The following is a 6872-nucleotide window of genomic DNA, read 5'->3' as shown; positions in this document are numbered from 1 at the left end:
CCAATTAGGAAACAAAGCCCTTGTTCTAAGAAGTGTGCAAACGTGAGTGGCATTCTTTGTCCTCGATAATCTCTATTATGGTAAGTATTGTTCGATTTCTTATGTAATTCAATCTTCTTTTATTAGAATTTAAACTATAGCTTATCGGGCAGGTTTTTATTATAGATGTAGATAAAACGAAGGTAGGTATTACTAGCTTTACTGTTGATGGTTTTATCGAATCGGCATTTTCGGCAAATGGAAATTTCAAATGCCCAATATTTCTTTTCCAGTGTTCCGCATAATTTATTTCGTCCTGTCACCGATGAGCGTTAACAAATTTAAACGCAGGAGCGGGATTACTAATTTATGAAATATTTAATCTTTAAAGGAAAATAAAATGTTTAACTTCAAAAAAAGCGCACTAGCATCAGTTCTTCTTATGGGTATGGCAGTAAGTGCAGGTGCTAACGCATCTTCAAATGCTACTGTTATATGGAACGGCGTTGTTCCAACAACTAGCGCATCAGATGCACTTATCATCACTGGCCTAGGAGGTGATACAACAGCGCTTAACGGTACTATCACTCCAAGCACAGACGGTGTGTTTGAATCAGATACTATCGTACTTGAGTCTCACTTAAATGATGGTGATGCTGTTACTCCTGTTGTTGGTGCATTAGCTTCAGCTAACTGGACTCTAGTTGATGCATCAGTAGCTTTTGACGGTGTGGCAAACCCATCTCAAGCTGTTGAGATTAATGTAAATGGTGCACCAGTAGCCGTTGGTGATGTTGTTTCTGGTGAAGAAACTATTTCAACTAAAGTTAAGCAGACTGCTGTATTACCTGAATCTGAAGTAGGTGGAACTACTGTTCAAGCATCAGTAACGGTTATGGCTGACCTTGTTTAATTTGTAGAAAATTCCCGATTCAAAGGCTCGTAGTAATTACGAGCCTTATTTCTCTACGATGGTAGTCAATATGAAAAAAGTTTTAATACTATTGGCTTTCATGAGTATGAATGCCAACGCCGATTTCAAAGTGCTTTACATTACTACGAGCCTCGATGTAGGCAAACTTTATACAAATTCAATTAATTCTGTTGAATTTATTCCGGCAGTTCTGGAGTTGACGTCAAATCAAGACAAAACAAAATTTGATGATGTTAATACCACATTAAGAATTGAAACAGATATACCTTTTGAGTCTTCGGATATTCCTTATATTTCAACGTTAACAAAAAATACGTCAATTTGTACGGACTACTCTGGAGTGAGCAATGTTCAGGATGATTTCGTTACATTAACGATTGACGGGAAAAGTTTGTCAGAGGGTGAATCCGTCTCTTTTTCAAATTTCAATTTAAATGATGGCGACAATAAGTATAGTGAGCATGGCATTATATTAAGTTTTCAGTCATTTAAAGATATCATCACAGCGGGCCAAGCGGAGAGGTGTAATGGTGAGATAGAGTTCAATATAGAGGTAGATATATAATGTTCAGGTTCAAACTCATAACAATGGCAATTTTAGTGTTATTGCCTGTGTATTCGTATTCAAGTTATAGTCAAAATGTTCTTGAAGGTTTTGAAGAACTGTTTGAATTGAAAGAGTCAACAGTCCGTATACGTAACTTAGATGGTTCCCTTACTTCACCGATCCCATTTTTAACGTCGTTTAACACGTTAAAATTAGACTCGAATAATAAAAAAGCGATCGCACAGGTATCTGACTATTTAAATGATAATACAGTGTCGGCTGAGTACCAGCAGAAGATCATAGATCAATTAATGGTTGGCATACAAGATCAGTCTGAGTGTTTAGGTAAGCTCGATGAGTGTGAGTTGTACCCAGAAACGTTTGAGATCGTTCATAACTATAACGATCAAGAAGTCTATCTTTTTGTATCTCCACAGGTGTTGTCATACTCGAATCTCGATGAAGAACTGGTATACCACTCGTCTCTGAGTCAACACAATGGGTTAATCAATTCATTTGATCTGTACGTGAGTGAATATCAAGATCAAGACTCAATCGTTTCTTCAAATAATGAAACGACACTGGGGCTACCTTACGGATACCTCAAAACTGATTTCAATGCCAACAACAGTGATAACGGTTCTGAATTGTATGAAGCGGCATATCATTTAGATATCGATTCTTACTCAATAAAAGCGGGTCATTTTGAATTTGAGCCAGAGGTTAACTCAACTGACTTCCTGAATAACACCGCTCGAGTTGCTCAAAACTCGCTCACGGTAGGTACCTCTAAAAAGTTGCTCGTAGGCGGACATAATAACGACAAAGTATTGAGCTTTTATGCGCCAACAAGTGGCGGTGTACAAGTTCTTCGTGATGGTCGATTGATTTTTCAAGATAACGTACCAGAAGGGCAGAACTCAATTCCTTACAGCAAGTTACCATCTGGTCGCTATGAAGCTGTACTTGAGGTGACAAGTGGTGGGCAAGTTGTTAATACCCAGACTTATCAAGTATATAACACCAAAGGTGACTCTCTGACTCAGGGGGAAGTGGATTTCGTTGCCACTGCGGGTATGTTTTCAGGAAGCCATTACGACTACACGGAACATGGCATTCAAAATATTGAAGACGATGTTTATGGCAAGGCATTAGCTAACTACCAACTCACCCGTTCGTTGCAAGTAGGCTTGGGCGGCTTGGTCACGGACAGTGGCACAATGTACACCGTTGGTGGTGCATACAATCTGATTGATTGGGATTTGAGTACTGAAGCAGTGTACAGCCAATTCGAAGACGCATCTCACTTTAATGCTAATATTGGTATCCCTTATTTAAGTCTATCTTATGAGTCTCTTGATAATGAACTTGGTGATCCAGTTGCTTCTTATATGTACGGATATGCCGATTATTCACGTCTATCGTTGAATTCTTCGTACAGCTTCCGCGGTGGACAATCTATGTATGCGGTTTACTCGCTTAATAACGACAAGCAGTTAGACAATTTAGGTAACTCGGATGAACAGGAACAGCAGTTTATTTCCGTTGGTTACAGCACGCCCACAGTTTTAGATTCTCGAGTTAATATTAACGTCGATTACTCTGAGGCGACGGACGACATATCAGTTAATTTGTTATGGAGTGTCCCGTTGTCAGACACAGTAGAAACTATCGTGGGCCTGACGAGTGATAGTGATGACATTAATCAATTTAAAACAACAGTAAGACGAAATCAGTTAATTGACTCAGACTCCTTTAATACGTCGCTTGAGGTGAGTAACACCTACGATCGACAACAGGATGATATGTATCAAGATGCGTTATTGGCGACCAGTGGCACGACTAAATACGCTCGAATGAATGCCTCCGCCCATACGTCCACCAATGGCACGAGTGGTATCAATGCTGGCTTGTCTAGCACTCAAATCGTGACGACAGACGGCGTTTATATTACCGATAAAGCGGCAACGTCTTATACGCTTGTCGATATTCATCAGTCGCAGAATACAGAGCAGACGTTTGATGAAAAAGGTTACTTCTCTCTTAAAAAAGAAGGGCGAAACAACAGTAAGTTCATCGTATATAACGATGAAACCGTTGTGCCTTTGGAAGACTATAGTCAATATCGTGCGAAATTTGATTCAGAGAGCGTTGATCTTTACAACTCTGGTGATAGTAACGTAACCGTGTTTACACACCCAGGTACGGTTGCTTCTATTGAGCCAAGAGTTAGTCGCGTCGTTTCGTTTGTTAGCGCCTTTAATGACATATCAGAACAGCCGATTACAGAAGTGAAGTGTCATGGAGAAGGTTGTATTGAAGTCAATGAAATGGCCGACGGTGTTTATAGAGTAACCGTATTGGAAGGCATGAACTTTGAATTGTCAGCGAAAGAAAGCCAATGCTTACTGCCTTATGAATTTACTTCAACAAATCAGATGAACTTTGGTCAAAACTATTGTTTGCCAATAGCTCAAGAAAAGCAGATAGATTTGATTGATGCAGGTGAACGACTACAAGCGATGTATTTAGGTGCATACGAAAGCTCGATTGAACTGAATAAAGCGCTTAAAAAGCTCGAATTACACGGTTATCGAATTATTCAGAAAGAAGTGGGTTCGTTTAAGGCAATTTATATAGCGCATGAATCTATAAACATGGCGGAAACAATAGCGCTTCATAAAAGAGATATCGATCAGTTAAAACTGTTGGCAAAACGACTTTATCGCACCAACGCCATTACATACCCAGTCGCACAAGTTAATTAAGGAGTGGGAAATGAAATCCAATAAAGTTCTACTAAATTTAGTATCACTCACCGCTATATTGTTATCTATAAGTGTACAAGCTTTTACGGTAGATAAAATGGTTATTGTCTCTGATGATAAAGGGAACGGTATCGTTACGTTAACCAACGACGAGTCTCACCCAATTTTTATCCAAGCAAAGGTGGATGAAATAAATATTATTGATGGAGAACAGGTAGAAAAAAAACAATATACAAGAGACAACTTAAACGATTGGAAGGTGTCATTAACGCACCAGAAGGTAGTTTTGAACCCTGGTGAAGAGAAAGACATTGGCATACGTAGTTTATGCCACAACGCTGCATGCGATAATTCAAAAGATTTGATGTTTATGCTGTCTTTTTCTCCAAGTAAATACAGACCTGGTGAAGTAGTGAGTGGTGTGGAAATTAATTACGGATTCGCACCTGTTTATATTATTCCTACAACACAACCGAATTATTCTTACGAATTAACCAACAACGGTGATAGCCTTAGAGTCGAAAATAAAAGTAATACAATGCTCAATTTTTTTGTAGATGCATGTGTTGCTGAAAACAAAGCCCAATGCAAACAAAAATTTACGGTTGTATCGGGAAGGAATAAGACGTTCCCTTTAACCGAAACTATGCGAAATAACGAGTTGACCATTACCGTGACATCTCACGACAGAAGCTATTCAAAGAAAGAAATGGTGACGAGAGGTAAAATATAATGCCTAGACCTATCCTATATATTGTAGCGTTTATTGCATTAATGACGACAAGCATGGCTCAAGCTGCGTTTGAAGTTCGCGCGGAAGTGAAGGCTGGTGGTGTTCGTTGGGACAATGTGACACGTTACAATGGCAAAATGCTGCCAAGTACGTGGGAAACTCCTCCTATGTTGCAGGCTTCAGAAGCTTGGGCGGCCGCGACATTTTCGGGTACACCTCCAACAGAGATGACTTTAATTGGGGGAAATGGGAATACTTCACCGTCAATATCGATCGATATATCGGGCGTTCAATACAATACTACTGGAATTGAATTTGCCCAGTCAGCGAATACGGTAGGTGGTGGGTGCTCATTTGATGAAGTGTCACTACCGATTGTGACTGTTGAAGGTCCAAACTGTGTTTCGTCTGTTCGATTAATTAATAAACAAAAATCGAGCCCATTTATTTTCCTGAGACCTATTTTCGATATTAACGAAAGTGAAATAGTGTCGGCATTAAGTGGGCTACCAGAGGGGCAATATTCAGCTTCAGTGCCGGTAAATATTCGTTACTACTATGAAAATGACGGCATTATGACTTATCGCAACATCAATGAAGTGATGTTGTTTTCATTTGATTATCAGCCTGTTCAACTCGACAGTGTTTTTGTAAGTGGAGATGGTGTCATGACGCCAGTCTACGACACAATTGGCAAAAGAATAACATCGACAACGTCATTTGATATTACAGCGAACGGCTATTTTAATGACGGAATTGTTTTAACAATGCCCTTACAGTCATACGAATTGGTTAATTCAAGTAACCCTGGTGTGGTTATTCCTTACAGCATTCATTGCGATCAGTGCAGCTCTGGTAACTTAGTTGATGAAGGGCAATTAATGTATCAAACAACGGCTATTTCAGAAGGAGCTGGAGTGCAAACAAGTATTAACTTTACTTTAGACTTTGATTACGATATTGAGGGCAGTTCTGCTGTTTCCGGAGATTATTTTGATGAAGTAACGATCATGTTGGAGCCTGGTATTTAAGATGAAAAAAATGAACTTAATGTCATCGATTATCGCTGTGTTCTTATCCATAAGTGTATCAGCAGAGGAGCTGCCTATCCAGATGAGTGGTGGCATGACGTTTTCTGCATTTGATGACAACATGGGACAGACTGAAGCACTTGGTTATAAGGCGGCGGTTGGATATAACATTAGTGAAAACGTACTATTTGAACTTGGCTATGCTGATTATTCTGCTTTTTCTGATTCGGAAATAGATAGTTTACGTGCGGTAATGGTTGAAACCGACTTATTGCTACCCGTCAGTGAATTTGCCTCCTTGTATGCAGGAGTCGGGGGCGCGTTTTCTAGTGACGACACCAATTTTACGGCATCGCTTGGTCTTAAATACCAATTGAGTAAAAATTGGAGCGCCGACCTTGGTTACCAAGGCGTCTTTGATTTAGCTCGTCAACAAGACGATCTATACGCATTTAATGCACTGTTGGTTTATCGTTTTTCAAGCAATGAAGCCGCAGAAGGCCTTTCAGATATTAACCCAAGGCCCAATGTTGACCAGCTTGTTGAAGAGTCGACCCAAGTATCAAGGCCGAAAACCCAATTGGCGTCTATTGTCCCAATTAAGAAGGCGCCATCGTGTCAGCAGCGTTTAGTTGAATACCGAGTGGTTCCTGGCGACTATTTGCTCCGAATTGCAAGAGCATTTGATAGCTCACTTGATGAATTAGTCGAAGCAAATCCAAATCTTAATAATCGTGATTTGAATTTGATTTACCCTGAAGAGAAAATACTTTACCCGAAAGTTAGCTGTTTAGATTAAATTGCCTTCCTTGAAACAGAAACACTGCCAATTTTTTGGCAGTGTTTCTTTGTTTGTAGCAGAGAGTATCTCGCCAATGTA

At 39.7% G+C, this 6872-nt stretch carries 6 protein-coding genes; all 6 read left to right on the top strand.

Going from position 1 to position 6872, the window contains the following annotated elements:
• The first annotated feature begins 379 nt into the window (after positions 1-379).
• The 6 genes from AB4133_RS09880 to AB4133_RS09855 all read left to right on the top strand — a co-directional run bounded on the left by AB4133_RS09880 (position 380) and on the right by AB4133_RS09855 (position 6791).
• The gene (locus tag AB4133_RS09880; RefSeq protein ID WP_372224315.1) at positions 380-892 is read left to right on the top strand and encodes a hypothetical protein; all 513 of its coding nucleotides are present in this window, start codon (positions 380-382) and stop codon (positions 890-892) included.
• A 70-nt stretch (positions 893-962) separates the two neighbouring features.
• A complete protein-coding gene (locus tag AB4133_RS09875; RefSeq protein ID WP_372224313.1) occupies positions 963-1478 on the top strand; it encodes a hypothetical protein in 516 nt (171 codons plus the stop codon).
• Positions 1479-1732: 254 nt separating this feature from the next.
• Entirely contained in the window at positions 1733-4228 is a 2496-nt protein-coding gene (locus AB4133_RS09870; protein ID WP_372224312.1) for a TcfC E-set like domain-containing protein, read from the top strand.
• A 10-nt stretch (positions 4229-4238) separates the two neighbouring features.
• A complete protein-coding gene (locus AB4133_RS09865; protein WP_102321099.1) occupies positions 4239-4961 on the top strand; it encodes a hypothetical protein in 723 nt (240 codons plus the stop codon).
• Positions 4961-5992: a hypothetical protein gene (locus AB4133_RS09860; protein WP_065583729.1), complete on the top strand. Its 1032-nt coding sequence runs from the start codon at positions 4961-4963 to the stop codon at positions 5990-5992. The genes AB4133_RS09865 and AB4133_RS09860 overlap by 1 nt, the downstream gene beginning before the upstream one ends.
• A 1-nt stretch (position 5993) precedes the next feature.
• Entirely contained in the window at positions 5994-6791 is a 798-nt protein-coding gene (locus AB4133_RS09855; protein ID WP_102332842.1) for an outer membrane beta-barrel protein, read from the top strand.
• The last annotated feature ends 81 nt before the right edge of the window (positions 6792-6872 follow it).

Origin of the sequence: Vibrio sp. 10N.286.52.F8, assembly GCF_041468745.1 — a bacterium.
In the GTDB taxonomy this organism is placed as follows: Bacteria; Pseudomonadota; Gammaproteobacteria; order Enterobacterales; family Vibrionaceae; genus Vibrio; species Vibrio crassostreae_C.
Note: the sequence above shows the minus strand (reverse complement) of the source record. Positions and strands in the feature narration are given on the sequence as shown.

What these genes read in the sequence shown, in the direction of transcription:
- AB4133_RS09880 (WP_372224315.1), top strand. Translation starts at nt 380, where the DNA reads ATGTTTAACTTCAAAAAAAGCGCACTAGCATCAGTTCTTCTTATGGGT.
- AB4133_RS09875 (WP_372224313.1), top strand. Translation starts at nt 963, where the DNA reads ATGAAAAAAGTTTTAATACTATTGGCTTTCATGAGTATGAATGCCAAC.
- AB4133_RS09865 (WP_102321099.1), top strand. Translation starts at nt 4,239, where the DNA reads ATGAAATCCAATAAAGTTCTACTAAATTTAGTATCACTCACCGCTATA.
- AB4133_RS09860 (WP_065583729.1), top strand. Translation starts at nt 4,961, where the DNA reads ATGCCTAGACCTATCCTATATATTGTAGCGTTTATTGCATTAATGACG.
- AB4133_RS09855 (WP_102332842.1), top strand. Translation starts at nt 5,994, where the DNA reads ATGAAAAAAATGAACTTAATGTCATCGATTATCGCTGTGTTCTTATCC.